At 66.9% G+C, this 23,705-nt stretch carries 25 protein-coding genes; 12 read left to right on the top strand and 13 right to left on the bottom strand.

The features are described from left to right. Positions 1-81: 81 nt before the first annotated feature. From DDZ14_RS14495 to fabD, 4 genes are all read right to left on the bottom strand, one after another. On the bottom strand, positions 82-825 hold the full coding sequence (locus tag DDZ14_RS14495; protein ID WP_109425699.1) for a HisA/HisF-related TIM barrel protein: 744 nt from the start codon (positions 823-825) through the stop codon (positions 82-84). Between the two features lie 233 nt (positions 826-1,058). Then, a complete protein-coding gene (locus DDZ14_RS14490) occupies positions 1,059-1,292 on the bottom strand; it encodes an acyl carrier protein (protein WP_109425698.1) in 234 nt (77 codons plus the stop codon). Positions 1,293-1,476: 184 nt separating this feature from the next. After that, positions 1,477-2,214, bottom strand: a complete 738-nt coding sequence (gene fabG / locus DDZ14_RS14485; protein ID WP_109425697.1) for a 3-oxoacyl-[acyl-carrier-protein] reductase — start codon at positions 2,212-2,214, stop codon at positions 1,477-1,479. 23 nt (positions 2,215-2,237) lie between these two features. Next, entirely contained in the window at positions 2,238-3,176 is a 939-nt protein-coding gene (gene fabD / locus DDZ14_RS14480; protein ID WP_109425696.1) for an ACP S-malonyltransferase, read from the bottom strand. A gap of 159 nt (positions 3,177-3,335) precedes the next feature. On the opposite strand from fabD, the gene DDZ14_RS14475 reads away from it, so the two are divergent. Next, positions 3,336-4,535, top strand: a complete 1,200-nt coding sequence (locus DDZ14_RS14475) for a cytochrome b/b6 domain-containing protein (protein WP_109425695.1) — start codon at positions 3,336-3,338, stop codon at positions 4,533-4,535. 158 nt (positions 4,536-4,693) lie between these two features. Here DDZ14_RS14475 and DDZ14_RS14470 read toward each other — a convergent pair whose 3' ends face one another. Beyond that, a complete protein-coding gene (locus tag DDZ14_RS14470; RefSeq protein WP_109425694.1) occupies positions 4,694-5,269 on the bottom strand; it encodes a YceI family protein in 576 nt (191 codons plus the stop codon). 247 nt (positions 5,270-5,516) lie between these two features. Between DDZ14_RS14470 and rpsF the strand changes: the two genes are divergently transcribed. The 4 genes from rpsF (at position 5,517) to DDZ14_RS14450 (ending at position 7,712) form a co-directional block, all read left to right on the top strand. After that, positions 5,517-5,861, top strand: coding sequence for a 30S ribosomal protein S6 (gene rpsF, locus DDZ14_RS14465; RefSeq protein WP_109425746.1), 345 nt, complete (start codon positions 5,517-5,519; stop codon positions 5,859-5,861). Between the two features lie 29 nt (positions 5,862-5,890). Next, on the top strand, positions 5,891-6,118 hold the full coding sequence (rpsR, locus tag DDZ14_RS14460) for a 30S ribosomal protein S18 (RefSeq protein WP_109425693.1): 228 nt from the start codon (positions 5,891-5,893) through the stop codon (positions 6,116-6,118). 12 nt (positions 6,119-6,130) lie between these two features. After that, positions 6,131-6,778 (top strand): 50S ribosomal protein L9, encoded by a 648-nt coding sequence (gene rplI, locus DDZ14_RS14455; protein ID WP_109425692.1) that lies wholly within the window; start codon positions 6,131-6,133, stop codon positions 6,776-6,778. A gap of 160 nt (positions 6,779-6,938) precedes the next feature. After that, positions 6,939-7,712, top strand: coding sequence for a pentapeptide repeat-containing protein (locus tag DDZ14_RS14450; protein ID WP_109425691.1), 774 nt, complete (start codon positions 6,939-6,941; stop codon positions 7,710-7,712). Between the two features lie 8 nt (positions 7,713-7,720). On the opposite strand, the gene DDZ14_RS14445 is transcribed toward DDZ14_RS14450, so the two are convergent. The 3 genes from DDZ14_RS14445 to DDZ14_RS14435 are packed head-to-tail and all read right to left on the bottom strand — an operon-like array spanning position 7,721 to position 10,228. Next, positions 7,721-8,491 carry a LamB/YcsF family protein gene (locus DDZ14_RS14445; protein ID WP_109425745.1) on the bottom strand — a complete coding sequence of 257 codons (771 nt, stop codon included), beginning with the start codon at positions 8,489-8,491 and terminating at the stop codon, positions 7,721-7,723. Then, on the bottom strand, positions 8,478-9,491 hold the full coding sequence (locus DDZ14_RS14440; protein WP_109425690.1) for a biotin-dependent carboxyltransferase family protein: 1,014 nt from the start codon (positions 9,489-9,491) through the stop codon (positions 8,478-8,480). The genes DDZ14_RS14445 and DDZ14_RS14440 overlap by 14 nt, the downstream gene beginning before the upstream one ends. Continuing rightward, on the bottom strand, positions 9,488-10,228 hold the full coding sequence (locus DDZ14_RS14435) for an allophanate hydrolase subunit 1 (RefSeq protein ID WP_109425689.1): 741 nt from the start codon (positions 10,226-10,228) through the stop codon (positions 9,488-9,490). The genes DDZ14_RS14440 and DDZ14_RS14435 overlap by 4 nt, the downstream gene beginning before the upstream one ends. A 171-nt stretch (positions 10,229-10,399) precedes the next feature. Between DDZ14_RS14435 and DDZ14_RS14430 the strand changes: the two genes are divergently transcribed. Further along, positions 10,400-11,464 (top strand): flagellar motor switch protein FliG, encoded by a 1,065-nt coding sequence (locus DDZ14_RS14430; RefSeq protein ID WP_109425688.1) that lies wholly within the window; start codon positions 10,400-10,402, stop codon positions 11,462-11,464. Positions 11,465-12,027: 563 nt separating this feature from the next. Here DDZ14_RS14430 and DDZ14_RS14425 read toward each other — a convergent pair. The 5 genes from DDZ14_RS14425 to DDZ14_RS14405 form a co-directional block, all read right to left on the bottom strand. After that, positions 12,028-13,008 carry a FliM/FliN family flagellar motor switch protein gene (locus tag DDZ14_RS14425; RefSeq protein WP_109425687.1) on the bottom strand — a complete coding sequence of 327 codons (981 nt, stop codon included), beginning with the start codon at positions 13,006-13,008 and terminating at the stop codon, positions 12,028-12,030. 53 nt (positions 13,009-13,061) lie between these two features. Next, positions 13,062-15,752, bottom strand: coding sequence for an ATP-binding protein (locus DDZ14_RS14420; protein ID WP_109425686.1), 2,691 nt, complete (start codon positions 15,750-15,752; stop codon positions 13,062-13,064). Further along, positions 15,752-16,042: a hypothetical protein gene (locus DDZ14_RS14415; protein WP_109425685.1), complete on the bottom strand. Its 291-nt coding sequence runs from the start codon at positions 16,040-16,042 to the stop codon at positions 15,752-15,754. Before DDZ14_RS14415 ends, DDZ14_RS14420 begins: the two co-directional genes overlap by 1 nt. Beyond that, complete coding sequence (locus DDZ14_RS14410; RefSeq protein ID WP_109425684.1) at positions 16,039-16,407, bottom strand: response regulator transcription factor; 369 nt, start codon at positions 16,405-16,407, stop codon at positions 16,039-16,041. The genes DDZ14_RS14415 and DDZ14_RS14410 overlap by 4 nt, the downstream gene beginning before the upstream one ends. Before the next feature lie 105 nt (positions 16,408-16,512). Continuing rightward, entirely contained in the window at positions 16,513-17,817 is a 1,305-nt protein-coding gene (locus tag DDZ14_RS14405; RefSeq protein ID WP_255417506.1) for a helix-turn-helix transcriptional regulator, read from the bottom strand. A gap of 211 nt (positions 17,818-18,028) precedes the next feature. Between DDZ14_RS14405 and DDZ14_RS14400 the strand changes: the two genes are divergently transcribed. From DDZ14_RS14400 to DDZ14_RS14375, 6 genes are all read left to right on the top strand, one after another. Next, positions 18,029-19,372, top strand: a complete 1,344-nt coding sequence (locus DDZ14_RS14400) for a substrate-binding protein (RefSeq protein ID WP_109425682.1) — start codon at positions 18,029-18,031, stop codon at positions 19,370-19,372. 96 nt (positions 19,373-19,468) lie between these two features. Beyond that, entirely contained in the window at positions 19,469-20,500 is a 1,032-nt protein-coding gene (locus DDZ14_RS14395; protein WP_109425744.1) for a branched-chain amino acid ABC transporter permease, read from the top strand. 4 nt (positions 20,501-20,504) lie between these two features. Then, complete coding sequence (locus DDZ14_RS14390) at positions 20,505-21,716, top strand: branched-chain amino acid ABC transporter permease (protein WP_109425681.1); 1,212 nt, start codon at positions 20,505-20,507, stop codon at positions 21,714-21,716. Between the two features lie 10 nt (positions 21,717-21,726). After that, the gene (locus DDZ14_RS14385) at positions 21,727-22,479 is read left to right on the top strand and encodes an ABC transporter ATP-binding protein (protein WP_109425680.1); all 753 of its coding nucleotides are present in this window, start codon (positions 21,727-21,729) and stop codon (positions 22,477-22,479) included. Positions 22,480-22,490: 11 nt separating this feature from the next. Continuing rightward, a complete protein-coding gene (locus DDZ14_RS14380) occupies positions 22,491-23,270 on the top strand; it encodes an ABC transporter ATP-binding protein (protein WP_109425679.1) in 780 nt (259 codons plus the stop codon). Between the two features lie 61 nt (positions 23,271-23,331). Continuing rightward, positions 23,332-23,705: acetyl-coenzyme A synthetase N-terminal domain-containing protein (locus DDZ14_RS14375; RefSeq protein WP_304598365.1), on the top strand; the 374-nt coding region annotated here is incomplete at its 3' end.

Below are 23,705 nucleotides of genomic sequence, written 5' to 3'. Positions count from 1 at the left end.
CTGCATCAGCGCCCGTGATACACGGGTTTCCAGAGCAGGGGCAAGGGCGGGCGCCGCCGCCCGCGCCGGAAATTGCCGCGGTCAGATGAAGGCCGCGGTTTCTTCGTGCTCGGGGCGGGCGACGTGCAGCGCCTCCTCAAGCGAGAAGCTCTTGTTGAAGAGCGCGCGGCCCACCAACGCCCCGGCAATGTTGTGGACGTATTTCAACCGCGAGATGTCGTCGAGTTGTTGGACCAGTCCGCTTGCGATGACAGGCGTGCGCGAGGTCCCCGCCAGATGCGAGATCACGCCCAGAGACCCCTCGGTCGCGTCCACGTCACTGTCGATATCGGTGATCAGGATCGCGGCCAGCGGGACGCCCTCGAAGGCTTCGATCAGCGCCTCCGGGGTGATGGCGCAAGCCTTGGTCCAGCCCTCGACCATCACCTTGCCGCCGAAGACATCGACCGAAAGCACGATCTGATCGGGGTGGCGCTTGGCCATTTCCTTGACCATTGCGGGGTCACGCGTGCCCATCGTGCCGATCACGATTCGGCCCGCCCCCTGTTCAATCCAGTGCTCGATCTGTTCGCGGGTCCGGAAGCCCCCGGCAAGCTGCACCGGGATCCCGGCATGGCGGATGATCTCCAGCGCCAGCTTGCGATCGCCATTATGCCCGCTCACCGCGTCGAAATCGGTCAGGTGCATCCACTCCGCACCTGCGGCGGCGAATTCGCGCGCCTTTTCAACCGGATCGACATGCCAGATGTCGGCCTCGTCCAGACGCCCGCGCGGCAGGCTCACGCATCGGCCGTTCTGAATTTCAATTGTCGGTAGAATCATCATCTCTGGTCACCCTTGTGTTCAGCGCCGCGCGGCCCACAGATCGCCGCGCGTCGGGTGGGGGGAAGTCTGTCGGCGCCCCTTTGGAACGCCAATGCGCGCAGACCCTACGCCCGCCGGAGTATAGCGTATCCGGTGGCACCGACCAAAAATGATCCCGACGCGACGAAACCCGCCGAAAATGAAAACGGCGCCCCGCGGGACGCCGTTTCCGGAAACTCTCTGACCAGCCGTCCTTACGAGGCTTCGGAGATGAATTTCACCGCATCGCCGAAGGTCTGGATGGTCTCGGCCGCATCGTCCGGGATCTCGATAGAGAACTCTTCTTCGAAAGCCATGACCAGTTCCACGGTGTCCAGGCTGTCGGCGCCAAGGTCGTCGATGAACGAGGCGCTCTCGGTCACCTTGTCTTCCTCAACACCCAGGTGCTCGACAACGATCTTCTTCACGCGATCTGCGATGTCGCTCATGTTCTCAATTCCTCATTCTGTTTGCAGGAACCAGGTCCCGTATTCGTCTTCGCTCGCACGCCCTGACGGGCCGTTCATCCCCGCCGCCTCGGCGGGCCTGCCGCGCGGCGAGTGGACCGCCCCCGGCGAAACTGCGCCGCCTATAGCACACTCGCCGCCATAGGCAAACGGTTTCGGACAGCCCTCAGATCATGGCCATCCCGCCGTTCACATGCAAGGTCTGACCGGTCACATAGGCGCTTTCGGGCGCCGCCAGATAGAGCACGGCCGCCGCGATCTCGTCCGCCTCGCCCATGCGCCCGGCGGGGATCTTCGCCAGGATGCCGGACTTCTGGTCGTCGGTCAGCTTGTCGGTCATCGCCGTGGTGATGAATCCCGGCGCAACGGCGTTCACGGTGATCCCGCGGCTCGCCACTTCGTAAGCCAGGGACTTCGACATGCCGATCATGCCCGCCTTGGACGCGGCGTAGTTCGCCTGTCCCGGATTGCCCGTGGCCCCCACGACCGAGGAGATATTCACAATCCGCCCCCAGCGCGCTTTCATCATGCCGCGCAGCACCCCGCGGCAGAGCCGCATCGTCGAGGTCAGGTTCACGTCCAGCACGCTCTGCCATTCCTCGTCGGACATCCGCATGAAGATGTTGTCGCGGGTGATCCCGGCATTGTTGACCAGGATGTCCACGCTTCCCATCGCTTCGGCCGCCTGTTTGGGCAGCGCCGTCACGGCGTCGGCATCGCTCAGGTTGCAGGGCAGAACATGGGCGCGGTCGCCCAGTTCCGCAGCCAGCGCCTCCAGCGGCTCGACCCGCGTACCCGACAGCCCGACCGTGGCGCCTGCTGCGTGCAAGGCCCGCGCGATCGCCCCGCCGATACCGCCCGACGCGCCGGTCACCAGCGCGCATTTCCCTGTCAGATCGAACATGGTCTCCCCTTTTCGCCTATACGTCAGCCAATGCTTTCCGCCGCCGACCGGACCTCGTCCGGCGTTCCGACATTCCGTGTCTCCAGTTCGCGCGCGATGCGCCGCACCATGCCCGAGAGCGCCTTGCCCGCGCCGATCTCCCAGGTTTCCGTGACTCCGTTCGCGGCCATCCAGGCCACGCTTTCGCGCCAGCGCACCGCCCCCGTCACCTGTTCGACCAGCAGGCGGCGGATCTCCTCGGGGTCGGAGACCGGCGCGGCGCGGACATTAGCCACGACCGGCACATGCGGGGCGCGGATCGTCACGGCCGAGAGCGCCTCGTCCATCGCCGCGGCGGCCGGCGCCATTAGGCTGCAATGGAACGGCGCCGAGACCGGCAGAAGCATCGCGCGTTTCGCGCCCCTCTCCTTGGCCAGACCGACCGCGCGCTCGACTGCGCCCTTGTGGCCCGAGACGACCACTTGCGCGGGATCGTTGTCGTTGGCTGCAGCGCAGATTTCCTCGCCCGCGGCAGCCTCCGCCAGTTCGCGCACCGCCGCCAAGTCGAGCCCCAGGATCGCGGCCATCGCGCCCTTGCCCACCGGCACGGCTTCCTGCATGGCGCGACCGCGCAGGCGCAGAAGCCGCGCGGTATCCGCCAGCGCCAGCGCCCCGGCGGCGCAGAGCGCGGAATACTCGCCCAGCGAATGCCCGGCCACGCAACCCGCCGCGCCGGTGCCCACGCCCTCGGCCTCCAGCGCCGCCATCGCGGCCATCGAGGTCGCCATCAGCGCCGGCTGTGCGTTCTGCGTCAGGGTCAGGTCTTCGATCTCGCCCCCCCAGATCAGCGCCGACAGGCTCTCGCCCAGCGCCTCGTCCACCTCCTCGTAGACGGCGCGGGCGGCCGGATAGCTCTCCGCAAGGGCCTGCCCCATGCCGATGGTCTGCGCCCCCTGGCCGGGAAAGATGAAAGCGCGGCTCATGCTTGGCTCCTCCTGACATGTCACTCGCCATCGCATAGCGCGCCGGGGCGCCGCGCGCAATTGCCGATACCCCCGCACAATGGCTGTGCGCTGATCGCGATTGATGCCGCGCACCGCTCCGCTAGGTTCAGGCCAACCGCAAACACGGAGACCGCGCCGATGTCGCTGACCAACACCGACCTGCATTACGGCAGCGTCGCCAAGAGCCTGCACTGGCTGACCGCTGCCCTGATTCTGACGCTCCTCCCGCTGGGCTGGGTCGCCAACGAATGGCCGATGGAAAGTCAGCAGGAGATCGCTGCCAAGACGCTGCTCTTCCGCATCCACAAGACCCTGGGCGTGACACTCTTTTTCGTGGCGCTCGCGCGCATCGGCTGGCCACTGACCCAGACCCGGCCAACACTGCTCAACGCGCACAAGCGCGGCGAGGCCTTTCTGGCGGAAACGGTGCACTGGCTGCTCTACGCCTCGCTGGTGATCGTGCCGCTCTCGGGCTGGCTGGAACATTCCGCGTCCGAAGGTTTCGCGCCGATCTGGTGGCCCTTCGGCCAGAACCTGCCCTTCGTTCCAAAGGATCCGCATCTGGCCGAAATGTTCGCCGCCTGGCACGGGGTCTTTACAAAGGTCCTGATCGCCGCGGTCGTGCTGCATGTCGCGGGCGCGCTCAAGCATCACGTCATCGACGGCGACGCGACCTTGCGGCGGATGCTGCCGGGCCGTCCGATCGTGGCGACACCGCCGCCGGGCATCGGCCACGCCGCGCCGGCGCTGACGGCGGCGCTGCTCTATGGTGGGGCACTGGCGCTTGCGACCACGCTCGCCGCGACCGCCCCGCGCGACGCCGCCCCCGCCCTGGCCGAGGTCGCATCGGGTTGGGAGGTGCAGGAGGGCACGCTCGGCCTGACGATCACCCAGAACGGCACGCCCGTCACCGGGCAGTTCGCCGAGTGGACCGCGGCAATCGAATTCGCCGAGACCGCGACAGAAGGCAAACACGGCAGCGTGGAGGTCACGATCTCCGTCCCCAGCCTGACCCTGGGCCAGGTCACGAGCCAGGCGATGGGCGCGAATTTCTTCAATTCCGAGGCGTATCCGACGGCGACCTTCACGGCCGACATCCTGCCTGGTGGCAATGGCGGCGGCTATGTCGCGGAAGGTCAGGTCACGATCAAGGGGACAAGCGCCCCGGTCCGCCTGCCCTTCGAACTTGCGATCGAGGGCGACACCGCGCGGATGACAGGCAGTACGGTGCTCGACCGTCGCAACTTCGAGATCGGCACCGGCGTTTCGGACCCCAAGACGCTGGGCTTCGAGGTTGCAATCGATGTCGACCTGACCGCGACCCGCGCCACGCAATAGGGCCGGTTGTGGCTGATCGGTTCCAAGCCAGCCCCGGACTTGATCCGGGGCGGGTGCGGGTAGTGCCGGTTGAACGCGCTGCGCGATAGCCCCCACGCCCAACACAAAAAGGGCCGCCGGAATGTACCGGCGGCCCTTCTCTCGTGCATGATGCCGGTCTACTCGGCCTTCATCGCCTCGATATTGATTTGCACATCCAACTCATCGCTGACATTGGGTGCGAAGGCGCCGACATTGTAGTCGCTGCGCAGGATCGTGGTCGTAGCCGAGAAGCCCGCGCCTTCGACCTGATTGACCGGATGCATGCCCGTGGTGTTCAGCACTGCGTCCAGAACCACCTCGTTGGTCACGCCGTTCACCGTCAGATCGCCGGTGATCTTGCCGGTATTCTCGCCGGTCACCTCGATCCCGGTGGACTCGAAGGTCACCATCGCATCCTCGTCCGCGCCGAAGAAATCGCCCGACATGATGTGGTCGAAGCGCTTGTCCCAGCCGGTGTACATGGAACGCAGCGGGAAGGCGACGCTGACCGAGGAATTCGCCGGGTCTTCCTGGTCGAACATGAGCTCCCCCTCGACTTCCGAGAAGATATGCCAGGTCGTCGAGAAACCGAGATGGTTGAAGGAGTAGAGGATCTGGCTGTGGCTCGGATCGAGCTCGTATTTCACCGGCTCGGCCATCGCCATGCCGGTGGTCGCGGCGCCCAGTGCGGCGGCGAGAAGAATATGTTTCATCGGAACTCCGTCCTTTTCGGTTACGATTTTATCCGCCTAAACTGGCGCAAACGTCTGTGCATACAACCCCGCATTCGCCAACATCCGTTGTGCACGCGCGAACATCGGCCCTCTTGCATCCGGGTCCGCCGCATGTATAAGGCCCCATCCTTCGCCAGAATTCTGGATGTCGCGGGGCCCCTCGTGACCGGGCCGGCGAAGGACACGCCCGGTCTTTGAAGCCCGCCTGAAAACAAGGAAGATGCACATGCCGCTCTACGAGCATGTATTTATTGCGCGTCAGGACCTGTCCAACTCGCAAGCCGAAGGGCTCACCGAACATTTCGGAGCGATCCTCGCCGACAATGGCGGCAAGCTGGTCGACAGCGAATACTGGGGCCTCAAGACGATGGCCTACAAGATCAACAAGAACCGCAAGGGCCATTACGCTTTCTTTCGCAGCGACGCCCCGGCGCCCGCCGTGCAGGAGATGGAGCGTCTGGCACGTCTCCACGACGACGTGATGCGCGTTCTCACCATCAAGGTCGACGCCCATGAAGAGGGCCCGTCGGCGATGATGCAGAAACGCGACGACCGCGAACGCCGCCGTTGATCCAGCGTCTCAGGAAAGGACAGTAAACCATGGCTACCAAACCGTTTTTCCGCCGGCGCAAAGTCTGCCCCTTCTCGGGTGAGAACGCGCCGAAAATCGACTACAAGGACACCAAGCTGCTGCAGCGCTACATCTCCGAGCGCGGCAAGATCGTGCCCTCCCGCATCACCGCGGTGTCGTCCAAGAAGCAGCGTGAACTGGCCCGTGCAATCAAGCGCGCGCGCTTCCTCGCGCTGCTGCCCTACGCCGTGAAATAAGGAGAAGGGATCATGCAAGTCATACTTCTCGAACGGGTTGCGAAACTGGGCCAGATGGGCGAGGTCGTCTCGGTCAAGGAAGGCTACGCGCGCAACTTCCTGCTGCCGCAGAAGAAGGCGCTGCGCGCCACCGACCTCAACATCAAGGCTTTCGAGGCCCAGAAAGCGCAGCTCGAAGCGCGCAACCTGGAAACGAAGAAAGAGGCCGACGCGCTGGCTGCCAAGATCGACGGGCAACAATTCGTCGTGATTCGCACCGCCGCGGATTCCGGCGCGCTCTACGGCTCGGTCTCCACCCGTGACGCAGCCGACGCCGCGACCGAGGCCGGCTTCTCCGTCGATCGCCGCCAGATCGTGCTCGACCGCCCGATCAAGGAATTGGGTCTGCACAACGTCACCGTGAACCTGCACCCCGAGGTCGAGGCACAGATCACGCTGAACGTGGCGCGCTCCGCCGACGAGGCCGAGCTTCAGGCAAGGGGCAAGACGATCCAGGAACTCGCCGCCGAGGAAGAGGCCGAGGCCGAATTCGAGATCGCCGAGCTTTTCGAGGATATCGGCGCGGCGCAGCTCGACGAGCTGGAGGAAGCCGTGGCCGAGGACGAGACCACCGACGAAGACGAGACCGGCACCGGCAAGGACCTTCCCGAAGAGAAGTGACCGCCGGGTCGCCGACCATCGCAAAGGGCCGCCCGCATAAAGCGGGCGGCCCTTTCGCGTCTCCGCCCGGCTTGATCCGCGCCGCATCGGGCCGTAGGCTGGCCCCCGTGCCCGGCCGGGCACCGCTCCGGCCGCGGGCCGCAATCGCGGAGGCCGGACAATGCGCAAACTCCTCCTGCTCCTGATGCTTCTCGGCACCCCGCAGGCCATCGCGCAAAGCGCGATGCAGGGGCTCGACATGTCCTCGCCCAAGATGACCGAGGCCGAGATGTCGCGCGCCGATATCGAGGCGCTGATCGCCGCGGACGACCCCCTCGACCTGACCCGCAAGATGCTGAACGGGCTCGACCTTTCCGGCCTGACGCTCGACGGGGCGGTGTTTCGCGCGGCGCGCATGAATGGCGTGTCGCTGGCCGGTGCCTCGCTGCGCGGCGCGGTGTTCGACCAGGCGTGGATGCTGAAGGCCGATCTCTCCGGTGCCGACCTGACCGGGGCGAGCCTCTTTCAGACCCAGCTCGGCGGCGCCGACCTGCACGACGCGGACCTTTCGCAAAGCCGCGCCGCCGCCGACTTCACCCGCGCCGACCTGTCCGGCGCGCGGTTCCGTGGCGCCGATTTCTCCGCCGACATGAAGAACCAGTCGATGGGGATGATGCGCGGGGTGCTGCGGAAGGCGCGCGCCGCGGGGGCCGATTTCACCGGCGCGAACATGCGGCATGCCGATCTGGAATTCGCGGCACTCACCGGCGCGGACTTCACCGGCGCCGATCTACGCTCCTCCACCCTGGGCGGCGCGGACCTGACAGGTGCGACCATGACCGGCGCGCGGCTGGCGGAGGCGGACCTCGCATCCACGCGGCTCCGCGACGTGACCGGGCTCGACGAGGCCGAGTTGAACCGGGCGCGCAATCTTGACCGGGCGATCCGCGACTGACGCTTCGCTCAGCCGCCTCTGCCGGGCGCCGCCACCACGATCCCCGCGGCCTCGAGCCGGGTGCGAATGTGCGCTGCCATCGCCACCGCCGCCGGACCGTCGCCATGCACGCAGACGCTTTCGGGGCGCACCGGCACCTTGACACCGTTGACGGATGTCACCGCCTGCTCGCCGATCATGCGCAGGACATTCTCCGCCGCCGCCTCGGGGTCCTCGATCATCGCGCTTTCGGTGCCGCGCGCCACCAGAGTGCCGTCGTCATTATAACCGCGATCGGCGAAGACCTCGGAAATGGCCGGGCCGTCATCGGCGCGCGCGGCCGCCTCCAGCGCCGTCGCGGCGATGGCCAGCACCGGCAGCGCCGGATCGGCCAGCCGGATCGCGGCCACCAGCACATCGGCCAGCGCGCGGTCCTCGCTGGCCATGTTGTTGAGCGCGCCATGCGGCTTCACATGGCTCAGCCGGATACCCTCGGCCCGCGCGATCGCATCCAGCGCACCGATCTGGTAGAGCATCATCGCCGTCAGCTCGCCCCGCGTCAGCCCCAGGATGCGCCGCCGCCCGAACCCCTCCAGGTCGTGGAAGCCCGGATGCGCCCCCACCGCCACGCCCTTATCGCGGCAGAGCGCGACAGTGCGCGCCATCTCCGACGGATCGCCGGCATGGAAACCGCAGGCCACATTGGCGGAACTCACAATATCCAGCATCTCGGCATCGCGCCCCATCCGCCAGGGCCCGAAACTCTCGCCAAGGTCGGAATTGAGATCAATCACCGTCATCTTCGTCTCCCCGAACCACGCCACCGATCAGAGTATGCGCCAGCAGGTCGTCCATGTCATGCGGGTCGCGGCGCAGCGGCGCCACGCGGCCCGGCAGCGCTGCGATCTCGGCGCGCAGGCGGCCCAGCGCCGCCACGGCGGCGTCGCGACTGACCATTTCCAGCCGAAAGCGCGTGCCCGCCGGCATCTGCGCCAGAACGTGAATATCCGCGCCGATCACCGTGGCGATCCGGGGATAGCCGCCGGTGGGTTGCCGGTCGGCCAGCAGCACGGCGGGCTGCCCGTCGCCGGTCACCTGCACATCGCCCAGCACCACGGCGTCGGAGACGATGGTCAGTCCCTCGGCGCTTTCGAGCGGCCCGCAATCGGGTTCCAGCCGGACGCCCTGCCGGTCGCGCTGCGAGGTGACGCGGAAAGTCGCCGCGGCGAAACCGGCACGCACCTCCTCCGGGAAAACCGCGCTTTGCGGCCCCCACATCGCGCGCAAGCTCCGGCGCGAAAAGTAATCCGGCGCGGGCAGCCCCTGCCCCGGCGTACCGCCTGACCGACCGGCCTCCAGCGTCACGCCCGCCTCCGGCACCAGCCCCAGCCCCGCCCGAAGATGGGTCGAGCGCGCACCCAGTACGACCGGGCTGCGGATGCCGCCCGCCACATGCAGATAACCATAGACCCCGCCGCGCGCCGGTCCCAGCGTCAGCTCGTCGCCGGCCTCCAGCGCCACACCCGCCCGCCAGGTCTGCGCCGCGCCGTTGACCTTGAGCGGCATGTCCGCCCCGCTGCCGGCCACCAGAAGCGGGCCGGTGGCGCGGAACCGTCCGCCCATCACAGCCAGTTCCAGCGCCGCGTCGTCGCGCCCGTTGCCCAGGATCGCTTGCCCCTCGGCCAGCGCGACCATGTCCACCGCGCCCCCGGCCGTGACCCCGTAGCGCTGCCAGCCCGCGCGGCCCCGGTCCTGCACCGTGGCGCCCGCGCCGATCTCCATGATCTCCAGCCCGCTCATTCCAGCACCTCGCCGCGCGCGGCGGCCGGATCGAACCGCGCGGCCTCCGCCTCGCTCACCGGCTCGAAGCGGATCTCGTCGCCCGGCGCAAGCAGGAAGGGCCGCTCGGAACCCGGATCGAAGCTGCGAAAGGGCGAGGTCGCGATCCGCCGCCAGCCAGTCGGCATAGGGGTGGAGGGCAGCACCGTTTGCCGGATCGCCACCAGCACCGAGCCCGCAGGCACCTCCGGCGCGATCCCGGTGCGCCGCGGCATGTCCCAGGCCGCGCCAAGCCCGCCCAGATAGGCGCAGCCGGGCGCGAATCCCAGCATCAGGACGCTCAGCCGCGCGCCCGCGTGATCCTCGACAAGCTGCTCCTCGCTCAACCCGGCGAGGTCGGCCGCCTCGGCCAGGTCCGGGCCCGCCGCGCCGCCATAGACCGCCGGCACCCGCCACAGCCTCCGGCCCGGAGGCGGCGGCGCGTCGTACCAGTCGCGCGCGGCCAGCCGCTCCTCCACCGTCGCACGCAACCGCCCCGGCTCAAGCTCCAGCGGGTCGTAGCGGATCAGGACCGAGGCGATGGTCGGCACGGTCTCGATCACGCCTGCGGGCATCTCGGCGCGCAGCGCAGCATCGAACGCCATGACCGCCCGGTTGATCGCCGGATCATAGACCGTCCCGAAGGCGACCAGAAGGCCCGCCTCGCCCGCATCGTGCAGCACGGGCGGGCCGAATTCGCGGCGCACGGGGTCGGTCATCGGGGTCTCCTGCCGTCTCGGACAGCGCCAGTAAACCGGCCGCCGCCGCGGCCAGCAAGTCCCTGCCAGCCGCGTAAGCGAAAATAAACCCGGCGTACCGATGATAGCCGCGATCAGACGGAACGGAGGTGAGAGAGATGGCCGACATCGCAGACCCGCAGGACGACATCTATGGGCGCGCCCTGCAAGTCGCGGCCCCGCCGGGCATGCCTGCCCATCCGGGTAGCGGCGCGCGCGCTGGCCAAACGTCAGAAGGCCGCCGTGATCGTGCGGCTGCTGCTCGACGGAGGCACGATCCCGGCCCTGTCGCATCTCGACGACCAGATGCAGGCGGACCTGACCGCCGCAATGGCGGGGATGCGCTATGTCGATCGGGAAACGCTGATCGCGGTGGTGCTCGAGTTCCTGGAGGAGATGGAAAGCATCGGAATCACCTTCCCCGGCGGTCTCGACCGCGCGCTGGCGCTTCTGGAGAACCATATCAGCGCGGGCGCCAGCGACTATCTGCGCCGCGCGCAGGCCGCGCATGGCGGGGCCGATCCCTGGGCGCGAATCGCCGGGCTGGAACCCGAGACGCTGATGCCGTTCATCGCCGGAGAAAGTCCGCTCGTCGCCGCGGTGGTGCTGTCGAAACTTTCCACAGCGAAGGCCGCTGCGCTGTTGGAACGGATGCCGGGGGCGCAGGCGCGCGCGGTGGCCCTGGCGATCCCCGCCACCGAAGGCACGCCACCCGAGACCGTCACGCGGATCGGCCAGACCCTGACGGCACGGCTCGACGACCGGCCTGCGCGCGCCTTCAGCGACGATCCCGCGGCGCGAATCGGCGCGATCCTGAACCTCGCGCCCGCCGCCACGCGGGAGACGCTGCTGGACGATCTCGACAGCGCCGACCAGAACTTCGCCGAACAGGTGCGGCGCACGATCTTTACCTTCGCCGATATTCCCGAACGGCTGGACCCGCTGGACGTACCCAAGGCGCTCCGCGGGATCGACAATGACCAACTCGTCACGGCGCTCGCCGCCGGCGGTGCGGTTGCGCCCGACGCGGTCGAGTTCCTGCTCGACAACATGTCCAAGCGCAAGGCAGAGCAGTTGCGCGAGGAAATCGCCGAGCGCGCGGGCGTCAAGCGCAAGGATGGCGAGGCCGCCCATGCCGCGCTGATCCAGGAGATCCGGAGGCTCCACGAGACGGGCGAGATCGTGCTGAACTCGCTCGACAAGGAAGAGGAGGACTGACCGCCCGGCCGGGGCGTGCTGCCCCGCCCGCTCAGGGGGGGGCGACGCCCGAGACGGACCAGGCCACGCGGCGGGAAAGGTGGTGTCACACAGGCCGCGAACCGGCGGCGCCAACGGTCCGCTGCGCGGCCTGAGACCGACCTGCCGTCCCTGCGCCGCGTGCGAACCGGCAGGGACCGCGCCACCTGCCGCCCGGTGCGCAGCCCGTTCCGCACGCTACGCGAACGATAGATCGCAGAGCCTCGCCGTGCGTCGCCTTTTCCGGCGCTCCTGAACCGCCCATTACCACAGCGTCATTTGGCGGCGAGAACGGGCGCACCAGCACAGGTCTCGGACCCACCCCTGCACCACGCGTCGAAGGGCATCGCATCACCGACCTCCCGTCCGACCCTGGGGGGCCATGGACGAGCCACCGGCCCGAGCGGTGGCGCCGGTGCCAATCCGTACTGTTTCGGCGATTGGGGCCGCCCAACCCCGGAACGGTCCGGCGGTGCGCCCGCCGCGTGGCTCATCCGGATCCGGCGCGGCAACACCTTCCCGATGCGGCGCGCGTGGGCTCGGGTCTACTCCGGCGGCGGCTCGGGCGCGCCGGCCTCCGTGTCTGGCGCCTGCCCCGGCTCGTCCAGTTCGACCATCTCATGCGTCAGCGCGGGCGGCTCCGGCCCGATGCGCAGCGCGCGGTGGCCGCGCGCCTGCCCCAGGCGGCCAGTGCAGATCCTGCGCCCTTCCGCCGAGACGAGCGTGACCTGCGACAGCACCCCGGCTCGCAATTCGATCGCGTCGCCGGGCGCCAGAGATTTCAGCCGCGCGAGCGGCAGCCGCATCCGGTCGAGCACCGCGTTCAGGCGGATCGGCGCAGTACCCAGCGCCGCGTCGAGCCGCGCCGACCAGTCCGCATCGGGATCGACCTGCGGACCGGGCGGCGCGGCCCCGGCCCGCTGCGGCAAGGCGATCAGCATCCGCCCGACCGGAGATTCCGCCCCCAGCCGCAACTCGAAGGTCACGCGCAGCCAGCCACCCGCAGGCAGGCTGTAGCGCAGCGGCGCCGGGTCGGTCAGGTAATCGGCAAAGCGCAACCGCGCGGCCCCCGAAAGACCCGGCACGCGGTCCAGCCCGGCCAGCAGCGCGTCGATGAAATCGCGCGCCAGCGCCGCATCCACCGTGCTTAGCGCCCGCCGCCCGCTGCCATCGGTTTCGGCCCCGCGCGGGACACGCCCGGTGATGCGGATCGCCACCAGCGCCTCCACCAGCGCGGCGTCCATCGCCACCAGCCCGCCCGATCCGCCCTCGCGCGACACCAGCGCGATCAGAGCGTCGCGCGGCACCGCAGCCAGCATCTCCTCCAGCCCCGCGACCTCACCCTCGATCGCGTCCAGGTCGCAGCCCAGCCCGAGACGCGACCGCGCCGCGGCGGCGGCCGCGCGGCGCAGTCCCTCCGCCATTTCCGCGCCGCAGGCCGAGGCGTGGCCACGCCCCGCGGAAAGCATCCGCCGCAGGACCGGAACCGCCGTCTCGGGCGCATCTGGACTGATCTGATCCGACATCACGGACCAGATGTCGCGCGGAATCTTTTACAAAGCGTGTACCTTCGCGACGATCATGCCGCCTGCGCCACCCGGCGCGGCAGCGAGACGCGGAACCGCGCGCCGCCCGGACCCGGCATATAGCTGATCGAGCCGCCCAGGTTGCGCATGATCTCGCGGCAGATCGCCAGGCCCAACCCGGCGCTGCCCGCCGCGGAATGATCGGAGAGCCGCGCGAATTTCTCGAAGATGAGGCTTTGCTGGCCCTCCGGGATGCCGCTTCCGTTGTCTTTGAACTCGACCGCGACGCGCGTGCCGTTGACCCGGACCTTTATGCGCAACTCCGGTTCGGCGGCGTCGCAATATTTCAGCGCATTGCCGATCAGGTTGATGAAAACCTGCCGCAGCCGGTCGCAATCGGTGTAGAGCGGCACGTCCTCCAGCACGGGCTCTCGGCGGATCTTCAGGCGGCTGTCGCGCGGCTCGGGCACCACGGCGGAGACCGCGCGGTCCAGCAGGTCGGCCAGGTTGCCCTCCTCCGGGTGCAGCGTCACCTGCCCGTTCTCCAGTACGCTGAGATCAAGCAGGTCGTCGAGAAGCCGCGTCAGCCGCAGGCTCTCGTCATGGATGATCGAGGAGAATCGCTGAAACTCCTCCTGGCTCAGCCCCCGCGTGTCACGCAGGATCTCCGAGAACGCCCGGATCGAGGACATCGGCGTGCGCAGCTCATGGCTGATCTGGCTCAGGAAGGCGTCCTTCTGCACGCTGAGTTGCGTGAGCATGGCGTTGGCGGTGCGCAATTGCGCCGCCGTTTCCGCCAGTTCCTTGGACTTCGCCTCAAGCTGGGCGGAATATTCCATGATTTGCGCCGTCTCGTCGGCCACCGCCAGAAGATCCTCGACCGAGACAGACACGCCGCCGGTGATCTGCCCGACCATCGCATGGGCCGTGGCCGCACCGACCGAGCCGGAAAGCTCACGCTCCAAGAGGTCTATGAATTCGCGGGTTGGATCGGGCAGGTTGCCCTCCTTACCCTGCCTGTGCGCCGCGGCCTGGAAAAGTGCCTGTGCCTCGGGCGCGCCCAGCAGGCGCTGCGACATGATCAGCAGATCCTCGGCAGCCGCCGAGCCGCCGATCCAGCCGCCCGGCCCGGTGGAATGCTGGAACACGTTGACGAACTGCGCGCCCTGGAGCCGCTCCAGCGGCGAGGGAAAACTCAGCAGCGAGACGACGACGAAGAGCGCCGTGTTGACGCCCAGGCTCCACCCCATCGCGTGGATCAGCGGGTCGTCCCCGCCGATGCCGAACAGCGCCTGCGGGCGCAGCCAGTGGATGCTGAAAGGTCCGTCGGCCAGGATCGTGGCCGGCAGCAGCCACGAGCCGCCGAAGCTGGGCAGGAACAGCGTGTAGAGCCAGAGCGCGAAACCCGCGATCAGCCCCGCCGCCGCGCCCCGCCGCGTGGCGCCGCGCCAGAAAAGCCCGCCCACCAGCGCCGGCAGCGCCTGCGTCACGCCCACGAAACTGATCAGCCCGATGGCGGCCAGCGCCTCGGACCCGCTGGTGAAACTGTAATAGGTATAGCCCAGCGCAAGCACCCCGCCGATCGAGAGCCGCCGCGCCGTCAGCGCGACATTACGCACGTCGCCCGAGACCGTCGCCGTGCCCTCGCGCATCCGCAGCCAGAGCGGCATGACGATATGGTTCGACACCATGGTGGAGAGCGCGATGGCCGCGACGATCACCATCGAGGTGGCCGAGGAGAAACCGCCGAGAAAGGCCAGCAACGCCAGCGTCTCGCGCTCGAAGGCCAGCGGCAGGGTCAGCACGAAGAGGTCGGGGTTGGCATCCGGCGGCTGGACCGCCAAGCCGATCACGGCGATTGGCACCACGAAGAGGCTCATCAAGAGCAGGTAGAGCGGGAAAGCCCAGGAGGCGGTCGCCAGGTGGCGCTCGTCGGAATTCTCCACCACCGTCACCTGGAACATCCGCGGCAAGCAGATCACCGCGGCCCCCGACAGGAAGATGAGCGGCACCCAGCGTCCGCCGGTCCCCTGCCATTGGGCGATCGCACTCTCGTCGATACGGTCGAGCACCGCACCGGGCCCGCCGGCCACACCCCAGACCACGAAGACCCCTACCGCCAGCAGCGCCACCAGCTTGACCACCGCCTCGACCGCGATCGCGGTGACCACCCCGTGGTGCTGCTCGTTGGCATCGAGGCTCCGGGTGCCGAAGAGCACGGTGAAGAGCGCCAGCCCCACCGCGACCCAGAAAGCGGTGGAGGTGCGGTCGCGCGGCGCCCAGGCCTCCGCGGCCGGCGCGGCGAAGACGTCGAAGCTCAGCGTCACGGACTGGAGCTGGAGCGCGATATAGGGCGTGGTGCCGACGACCGCGAGCAGCGTCACGATCACCGCCAGCAAGTTCGACTTGCCGTAGCGGGACGAGATCAGGTCGGCCACCGAGGTGATGCGTTGCATGCGCCCGACACGCACCATCTTGCGCAGGAACCACCACCAGCCGACGAACACGATCGTGGGTCCCAGGTAGATCGTCAGGAACTCCAGCCCCGAACGCGCCGCGTAGCCGACAGCGCCATAGAAGGTCCAGGCGGTACAGTAGATCGACAGCGACAGCGTATAGATGACGGGGGAGCGAAGCCAGCCCGCATGGCCGCCCTGCGCGTGGCGTTCCGCGGCGAAAGCGATGATGAACAGGAACGCCACATAGACGATGCAGACGACGACGAGCGTGTCGAAGCCGACCATCAGCCCCCGTCTCCTCCGCCTGCGGGGCGCTCGTCGCCGCCGCCGCGTACCAGGCGCACAGAAAGCACGCCGGCGGCCAGCACCAGAAGCGCCCAGGCAGCGAAGAAATAGATCCCCGCAGCACGGGTGGAGACGACGCCTTCCGACCCGTCCTCGGCGCGGAATCCCATCAGCGGCAATAGGAAGAGCAGCACCGCCAGGACCGGCAGCAGGAAGGCCGCATCATGCAGCCGCCGGCGGCGGTAGTTCCGCTGCTCCAGAAGTAGCGCGTGTTCGGCCCGCCGGCTCATCCGCCCGTCAGCTCGCGCACCGAGGCGAGCACCTCCTGGTTGGAAAACGGCTTGGTCATGAAGCGGCTGGCCCCGACGCTTTCGGCAAGCGCGCGGTCGCGGCTCTGCCCCTTGGCCGTCAGCATCAGCACCGGCAGCGCCGCCGTGCCGTCGTGGCCGCGCAGTTCCTTGAGGATGTCGAACCCGCTGCGGTTGGGCAGCATCACGTCCAGGATCACCACATCGGGTCTGTGCGCGCCCACGGCCTCCACCGCGTCGGCCCCGTCCGAATGGGTGCTCACGCGCCAGCCGTCCCGTTCCAGTATGAAGCGGATGGCCTCTATGATATTCGGCTCATCCTCGATCAGAAGGACGTGTTTGCCCATCTGCGGTCTCCCCCCTGTGACCTTGTCCGCATCACGCCGGTCAGTGCTTTCTTTTTCCGCCATAATGCCTGCTTTGACGCCGGTGTCAAAACCCGCAACATGCCGTCATGTGCTGTGCCGCAGGATTGACGGCTCACGACGCGCCGCGCAGTCGCTCCGCGCGCAGATGCGGCAGCTCGTTCCCACGCGAAAGACCTGCGCCGCGGAGGCCTCCGCCGTGCGGTCGTCGATCCGGTGAAAGAGCATCGCCGCCTCGACGATCTGCGGCCCGTCGAAAGCGGCGCCGGTGACCGGCAGGCAGACGGCATGGGCCAGGAAGCGCAGCTCATCGGGCGTCTCCATCACCGCGCGCAGCGGCTGTGCCGGGCGCATCAGCGCCTGGAAGAGCGGCCAGAGCGCGCAGGCCGCGCCATAACGCGGCAGCGAGAAGCCGGGCAACGCCTTGCGGAAGATCAGCGTGCCCGAGCCGTCGCATATCACCAGCCCGAAATCCGGCGCCGCGCCATCGGGCGGCAGGCTCGCCAGGCGCCGGAACACGCCAAGCAGATCGACACCGAACTCGGCAGCCAGCCGCCCCGGATCGTGGTCGAGCCGCGCGCAGGCGTCCTGGAAGGGCGCCAGCGGCAGGCGCTGAGCGTCGGCGCAATAGCGTTCCAGATACGCTTGCGCCAGGCCCCTTTCCGCCTCGCCGGTCAGCGACGCCGCGCGGTCGATCAGCGTCTCGGGCGTCGCACCCGCCTCCAGTTCGGGGAAGTGATAGGCGTTCGCCTCGGCGAAATCGGCGGCCGCGTCGGGCGCGGTGGAAAAGCCCGTTTCCTCGCGCGAGATCTGGTCGAAATAGCGCACCAGCTCCTGCGTGGTGTCCGACAGGCGGCGGCTGTCGTGGAACACGTTGTCGTGGAATCGGGCCAGCCATTCGGCCTCGATATCCGGGGTCTGGGCCAGAATCGACGCGGTGGAGCGGATGGCGCTGACTGTGGTCAGGATGTCGTGCATGGACTCAGACAGGAACGGATCGTGTGTCAGCCGGTCCGACAGGCTGTCCACGGTTTCCTCCAGCCCGGTGATGCGGCGGTCCTGCGCCGCGATGAGCTGCGCCCATCCGGGAAACCGGCCCGCCAGATCCTCCACGCGGTCGAGGTCGGCGCCCGTCCCCTCGATGCGTTCCGCGGCGCTGCGCAGCGAGCCCAGAAGGGCAGCTTCCGCCCCCTCGGTGAGGGTGGCGACCTCGACCCCGAGTTCCGCCGCGAGATCGAGCAGCAGCTTGCCACCGATTCTGCGCCGGTTGTGCTCGATCAGGTTGAGATAGGAAGCCGAAATCCCGACACGCCGCGCCAATTCGGCCTGGCGCAGGCCAAGGTTCATGCGCCGCTCACGGATACGTTGGCCGATAAAGGTTCGTGACGCCACGTCAAAGCCTCTGAAATCGCGCCGGTTTTCCGGCCGCTGGTAAATTCATTTACACCTCGGGTGTAAATCTTGTGTAGATATTCACAAATTTATTATTATACAGCAAGCGGTTGTTGCGTAATTTTCTAAGCACCCCCCATAATGACGACGACCTGTAAAGGGTCCGGCGTCTCGTGGAGGAGGTCGTCGTCAAAACCTATGGGAGGATTACATGTCCAAATCGAATTTCACCCGCCGGGGTGTGCTGAAAACCAGCGCCGTGGCAGGTGCCGGCCTTGCCATGCCGACGTTCTTCACGTCGATGGCCAACGCCTACACCAACGAGCCGTCCGGCGACACCGTGACCCTGGGCTTCAACGTGCCCCAGTCCGGCCCCTATGCCGATGAGGGTGCGGACGAGTTGCGCGCCTACCAACTGGCCGTCAAGCACCTGAACGGCGAAGGCGACGGCGGCATGTTGAACACCTTCTCCTCGAAGGAGCTTCAGGGCAACGGCATCCTGGGCAAGAAGGTCGCGTTCGTCACCGGCGACACCCAGACCAAGTCCGACGCCGCGCGCGCCTCCGCCAAGTCGATGATCGAGAAGGATGGCGCCATCATGATCACCGGCGGCTCGTCTTCGGGCGTGGCCATCGCCGTGCAGGGCCTCTGTCAGGAGGCGGGCGTGATCTTCATGGCCGGTCTGACGCACTCCAACGACACCACCGGCAAGGACAAGAAGGCCAACGGCTTCCGGCACTTCTTCAACGCCTACATGTCGGGCGCGGCGCTGGCACCGGTGCTCGAGAAAATGTACGGCTCCGACCGGAAGGCCTATCACCTGACCGCCGACTACACCTGGGGCTGGACCCAGGAGGAGTCGATCAAGGCCGCGACCGAGGCGCTGGGCTGGGAAACCGTCAACGCCGTCAAGACGCCGCTGGCCGCGACCGACTTCTCGTCCTATATCGCGCCGGTCCTGAACTCGGGCGCCGACGTTCTGGTCCTGAACCATTACGGCGGCAACATGGTCAACTCGCTGACCAACGCCGTGCAGTTCGGCCTGCGCGACAAGCAGGTGAACGGCAAGAACTTCGAGATCGTCGTGCCGCTCTATTCGCGCCTGATGGCGCAGGGCGCCGGCGAGAACGTGAAGGGCATCTTCGGCTCCACCAACTGGCACTGGTCGCTGACCGACGAGGGCTCCAAGACCTTCACACAGTCCTTCGGCAAGGAATACGGCCGTCCGCCGAGCCAGGCCGCGCAAACCTGCTATGTGCAGACCCTGCTCTATGCGGATGCCGCAACGCGCGCGGGCACCTTCAACCCCTGCGGCATCGCCGAGGCGCTGGAAGGCTTCGAGTTCGACGGGCTGGGCAACGGCCCGACGCTCTACCGCGCCGACGACCACCAGTGCTTCAAGGACGTGCTCGTGGTGCGCGGGAAAGAGAACCCGGAATCCGAATTCGACCTTCTGGAAGTGGTCGAGGTCACCCCGGCCGCGCAGGTCACCTATCCGCCGGATCACCCGATGTTCGCGGGCGGCGCGCTGGGCGACTGCAATCCGGGCGCCTGACCGACCGGCAGCAGAAAAACCGGCCGCGCTTCACGCGCGGCCGGTCCTTCCGGTCAAGTCTGCCGGACCCACCACTGCAAATCACGGGTGGACAAGATGGATGCTATCCTCCTGCAAGTCCTGAACGGCCTCGACAAGGGTTCGGCCTATGCACTGATCGCATTGGGCCTGACGCTGATCTTCGGCACGCTGGGCGTGGTCAACTTCGCTCACGGCGCGCTCTTCATGATCGGGGCGTTCTGCGCGGTCACCTTCCAGAAGCTGTTGACGCTGTCCTACATTACGATCGACGAGACGCGCACCGACTTTCTGGGCAACCCGCTGGAGGTCAAGTCGCCCTATGTCGAGGGCTGGTTCGGCCCGGAAACGGGCGGCGCGATCATCGACTGGGCCGTGCCACTGGCCATCCTTTTCTCGATCCCCGTGATGGTCGCGTTCGGCTTCGTGATGGAACGCGGCCTGATCAAGCACTTCTACAAGCGCCCGCATGCCGACCAGATCCTCGTGACCTTCGGCCTGGCGATCGTGCTGCAGGAGATCGTCAAATATTTCTTCGGCGCCAACCCGATCCCGACCCCGGCGCCCGATGCATTCAGGGGCTCGCTCGATTTCGGCGTGCTGCTGGGCTTCGATCCGAACGCCATCATCTATCCCTATTGGCGGCTGATCTATTTCCTCTTCGCCTCGTTCATCATCGGCGCGGTCTTCGCCTTCCTGCAATTCACCACTTTCGGGATGGTGGTGCGCGCGGGCATGGCCGACCGTGAAACCGTCGGGCTGCTGGGCATAAATATCGACAAGCGCTTCACGCTGATGTTCGGGCTCGCCGCGGCGGTGGCCGGGCTTGCCGGGGTCATGTACGCGCCGATCAACTCGCCCAATTACCACATGGGCATGGATTTCCTCGTCCTGAGCTTCGTCGTGGTCGTGGTGGGCGGCATGGGCAGCCTGCCCGGCGCCGTGGCCGCGGGCTTCCTGCTGGGCATTCTGGAAAGCTTCGCTTCGATGAACGAGATCAAGTCGATCCTGCCCGGCATCGACCAGATCATCATCTATCTTGTCGCCATCGTCATCCTGCTGACCCGTCCCCGCGGTCTGCTGGGTCGCAAGGGCGTGATGGAGGAGTAAGAGCATGACCTTCCTCGGCCTCAACGAGCGGGACACAAGGTTCCTTCTGATCGTCGTCGCGCTGACGATGTTCACGCCCTTCCTGCTTCAGCCCTTCGCGGAAAACAGCGGGCTGGCGCAGTTCAATGCGGGCTATCCCGACCTGATGCAGCGTTTCGCGATTTACGGGATCTTCGCCATCGGCTTCAACATCCTCTTCGGGCTGACCGGCTATCTGAGCTTCGGCCACGCGGCCTTCCTTGGCGTCGGCAGCTACTCGGCGGTGTGGATGTTCAAACTCCTGAGCATGAACATCATCCCCGCGATCATCCTGGCGGTCATCGTCTCGGGCCTCTTCGCGTTGCTGATCGGCTTTATCTCGCTGCGGCGGACCGGCATCTATTTCTCGATCCTGACGCTGGCCTTCGCGCAGATGTCCTTCAACCTGGCCTATTCGGTGCTCACCCCGATCACCAATGGCGAGACCGGGCTGCAACTGACCCTGTCAGACCCGCGCATCCTGGACCCCGAGAGCATCACCAACTCTCTGCCCTCGACCTCGCTCTTCGGGCTGGAGATGAACGACTCGGCACAGTGGGAGGTATTCGGACGCGTCTTCACCTTCTCGGTGGGCTATTATGTCTGCGCGGTGATCGCGATCATCGCCTTCTATATCAGCCTGCGGATCTTCCGCTCGCCCTTTGGGCTGATGCTGCGCGCAATCAAGACCAACAAGACGCGCATGGCCTATACCGGGCTCAACACCCGGCCCTACGCGCTGGCGGCCTTCGTGATTTCGGGCATGTATGCCGGTCTGGCAGGCGGCCTGCTGGCCTCGATGGACCCGCTCGCCGGGGCCGAGCGTATGCAATGGACCGCCAGCGGCGAGGTCGTCCTGATGACGATCCTGGGTGGTGCGGGCACCCTGATGGGGCCGGTGCTGGGCGCGGGCTTCATCAAGTATTTCGAGAACATCTTCTCGAAGATAAATGACAACGTCCTGCATGGCTGGTTCGCCTTCATGCCCGACGGGCTGGAGGACGCTCTGATCACGCTCATCCATCCCTTCGTGGGCAAGGGCTGGCACCTGACGCTCGGCATGCTTTTCATGCTGGTGGTCATCTTCCTGCCTGGCGGCCTGGTGGAACTGGGCCAGCGCATCGCAGGGCTCTTCCGCCGCAGGAAGGCCGAGGACAGGTCCGACGACGGCTCCAAAGCCACCACCCCGGCCGAGTAAGGAGGCACCGATGGGAATTCTCGAAGTCAAGGGCGTCTCCAAGCGTTTCGGTGGCCTGAAGGCGCTCGACGACGTCAACATCACGGTCAAGGAAAACACCGTTCACGCCATCATCGGGCCGAACGGGGCGGGCAAGTCCACCTTCCTCAACTGCCTGGTGGGCAAGCTGATCCCCGATACCGGCTCGGTGATGTTCGAAGGCCAGTCCCTGCTGGGCGTGGCGCCGCACAAGATCAACCAGATGGGCATTTCCCGCGTGTTCCAGACGCCCGAGATCTTCGCCGACCTGACGGTGTTCGAGAACGTGCTGATCCCGCTCTTCGCGAAGCGCGACGGCTCCTACCGGATGCACGCCTTCGAGACCGTCGAGAACGAGGCCGACATCATCGCCCTTGCCGAACAGATGCTGATCGACGTGAACATGATCGACAAGCGGCACGCACATTCCGCGAGCCTCTCGCGCGGGGACAAGCGGCGGCTGGAGATGGCCATGTGCCTGTCGCAGTCGCCAAAACTCCTGCTCCTGGACGAACCGACTGCGGGCATGGCGCGGGCCGACACCAACAACACGATCGACCTGCTCAAGGAGATCCGCGACAAGCGCGACATCACCATGGCGATCATCGAACATGACATGCATGTGGTCTTCAGCCTCGCCGAGCGGATCACCGTCATGGCCCAGGGTACGCCCCTGGTCGAGGACACGCCGGACAATATCAAGGGCCACCCGAAGGTCCAGGAAGCCTATCTCGGCGGACACTGAAGGACATGGCAATGAACAGCGAACCAAAGGCATTCACTTCCAGCAAGCACTCGCTGGAACTCGCCGCCAGCCACGCGACCACGGCGCCGGCCTTTTTCTCGGCCTATCACCTGCACGCCTATTACGGCGAAAGCTACATCGTGCAGGGCGTCGGCTTCACGGTGCACGAGGGCGAGATCCTGGCGCTGCTGGGCCGCAACGGCGCCGGCAAGACCTCGACGCTGCGGACCATCGCGCGGCTGGACAACCCCAGCCTGACGCATGGCGAGATCTGGCTCGACCACCAGCGCCTGCACGACAAGAAGGCCCATGAAGCCGCGATCGCGGGCGTCTCGCTTGTGCCCGAGGACCGTCGCATCATCGCCGGGTTGACCGTGGAGGAGAACCTGCAACTGGCCCAGATCGTGGAGCCCAAGGGGTGGTCGCTGGAGCGTATCTACGAGCTGTTCCCGCGGCTTGGCGAGCGGCGCAAACAGGAAGGCGTGACGCTCTCGGGCGGCGAACAGCAGATGCTCGCGATCGCCCGGGCGCTTGCGCGCGACATCAAGCTGCTGCTGCTCGACGAACCCTACGAGGGCCTCGCCCCGGTCATCGTGCGGGAGATCGAGAAAACCCTCCAATTGATCCGCGAACAGGGGATCACCACGGTAATTGTCGAACAGAATGCGATCGCGGCCCTTGAAATTTCCGATCGGGCGGTGATCCTTGATACAGGGTCGGTTGTTTTCGACGGCACTGCCAAGGAAGTGCTCGAGAACGAGGACCTGCGCCACGAATACCTGGCCATCTGAGCCGGGGGAGGAGGCTCCGGGCCGCACGCCCGGAGCGGTATCAGAACGACAGGACATCGCCATGACCGACAGCAGTTTTCCGCCCGCCGAAGATTTCGTCAAGACCGCCCATATCGACGCTGCGCGCTACGAGGAGATGTATGCGCGCTCGGTTTCGGATCCTGAGGGGTTCTGGGGCGAGGCTGGGGGGCGTCTGGACTGGATGCGGCCCTACGGGACGGTGAAGAACACGAGCTTCGCCTATCCGGACGTGTCGATCAGGTGGTTCGAGGACGGCACGCTCAATGTCTGCGCCAATTGCGTGGACCGGCATCTGGAGACGCGCGGCGCGCAGACCGCGATCATCTGGGAGCCCGACGATCCCGGCGACGCGGCGCGGCACATCACCTATGCGGAGCTGCACGGCCATGTCTGCCGGATGGCGAATGTGCTCAA

It is taken from the genome of Maritimibacter sp. 55A14 (genome assembly GCF_003122205.1).
GTDB lineage: Bacteria > Pseudomonadota > Alphaproteobacteria > Rhodobacterales > Rhodobacteraceae > QEYE01.
The sequence above is the reverse complement of the archived record's forward strand: the minus strand, read 5'-3'. Positions and strand labels throughout refer to the sequence as shown.